The organism is Microbacterium sp. NPDC056234, assembly GCF_042267585.1.
Classification (GTDB): Bacteria; Actinomycetota; Actinomycetes; order Actinomycetales; family Microbacteriaceae; genus Microbacterium.
In genome coordinates this window covers 1-1,832 of the sequence record NZ_JBHJTE010000013.1, presented here as the reverse complement: position 1 = coordinate 1,832, position 1,832 = coordinate 1, and the positions used below count along the sequence as shown (strand labels likewise).

Annotated in this window: 2 protein-coding genes; both read left to right on the top strand. The window is 63.6% G+C overall.

Annotation, left to right across the window (positions count from 1 at the left end):
• Positions 1-833, top strand: an 833-nt coding sequence (gene rfbA, locus ACFCYE_RS17895) for a glucose-1-phosphate thymidylyltransferase RfbA (protein ID WP_376180859.1), incomplete at its 5' end; no start/stop codon positions are given.
• A complete protein-coding gene (gene rfbB, locus ACFCYE_RS17890) occupies positions 830-1,828 on the top strand; it encodes a dTDP-glucose 4,6-dehydratase (RefSeq protein ID WP_376180857.1) in 999 nt (332 codons plus the stop codon). The genes rfbA and rfbB, both read left to right, overlap by 4 nt.
• The last annotated feature ends 4 nt before the right edge of the window (positions 1,829-1,832 follow it).

Sequence of the window (1,832 nt, the reverse complement as noted above, 5' to 3'; positions counted from 1 at the left end):
TGCATCCGATCACGCTTGGTGTTTCCAAGCAGTTGATCCCGGTGTATGACAAGCCGATGGTCTATTACCCGTTGTCGACGCTCATGTTGGCGGGTATTCGGGACATTCTGGTGATCACGACGCCGCATGATGCGGAGCATTTCGAGCGGTTGTTGGGGGATGGGTCGCAGTTCGGGGTGTCGATCTCGTTCGCGCAGCAGCCGTCGCCGGATGGTCTGGCGCAGGCGTTCACGATCGGTGCGGATTTCATCGGTGGGGATGATGTCGCGCTGGTGCTGGGTGACAACCTGTTGTACGGGCCGGGGTTGGGGTCGCGGTTGTCGCGGTTCACGGGTCTGGATGGTGGGGCGGTGTTCGCGTACTGGGTGGCGGAGCCGAGTGCGTATGGTGTGGTCGAGTTCGATGACGCGGGGCGGGCGATCTCTTTGGAGGAGAAGCCGGTCGTCCCCAAGAGCAACTATGCGGTGCCTGGCCTGTATTTCTATGACAATGATGTGATCGAGATCGCTCGGAACCTGGCACCGAGTGCGCGGGGTGAGTATGAGATCACGGACATCAACCGGGCGTATCTGGAGGCGGGGAAGCTGCAGGTCGAGGTGCTGCCGCGTGGGACGGCGTGGTTGGACACGGGCACGTTCGATCAGATGACGGACGCGGCGGATTATGTGCGCACGATGGAGCGGCGTACGGCGTTGAAGATCGGGGTGCCGGAAGAGGTCGCGTGGCGGCAGGGGTTCCTCGATGATGCGCAGTTGCGTCAGCGGGCGCAGAAGCTGGTCAAGTCCGGGTACGGCACGTACCTGTTGGAGCTGTTGGAAAGAGGGAAAGCGTGAGCCGTCTGCTGGTCACCGGGGGTGCCGGTTTCATCGGCTCCAACTTCGTCCACCATGTCGTGAACACCACGGATCATCACGTCACGGTGCTGGACGCGCTCACCTACGCCGGCAACCGGGCGTCGCTTTCCGGGTTGGCGGAGGACCGGGTCACGTTCGTGCACGGCGACATCACCGACGCCGCCCTGGTGGACTCTCTGTTCGCGGACACCGATGCGGTGGTGCACTACGCGGCCGAGTCGCACAACGACAACTCGCTCAACGACCCGCGCCCGTTCCTGGACACGAACATCATCGGCACGTACACGCTGCTCGAAGCCGCCCGCACACACGGCACCCGGTTCCACCACATCTCCACCGACGAGGTCTACGGCGACCTCGAACTGGACGACCCGGAACGGTTCACGGAGTCCACCCCGTACAACCCGTCCTCCCCGTACTCGTCCACCAAAGCCGGGTCCGACCTGCTCGTGCGCGCCTGGGTGCGCTCGTTCGGGGTGCAGGCCACGATCTCGAACTGCTCCAACAACTACGGCCCCTACCAGCACGTGGAGAAGTTCATCCCCCGCCAGATCACGAACGTGCTCCGCGGCATCCGCCCCAAGCTCTACGGGGCAGGCGAGAACGTGCGCGACTGGATCCACGCCGACGACCACTCCTCCGCCGTCCTCACCATCCTCGAAAAGGGCCAGATCGGACAGACCTACCTCATCGGCGCCGACGGAGAACGCAACAACAAGGACGTCGTCGAACTCATCCTCACCCTCATGGGACAACCCGCCGACGCCTACGACCACGTCACCGACCGGGCCGGACACGACCTGCGCTACGCGATCGATTCCACCCGCCTGCGCACCGAACTCGGCTGGACCCCCACCTACGGCGACTTCGAAACCGGACTCGCCGCCACCATCGACTGGTACCGCACCAACGAAGACTGGTGGGCACCCTCCAAAGACGCCACCGAAACCTTCTACGCCTCCAAAGGACAGTGATGAC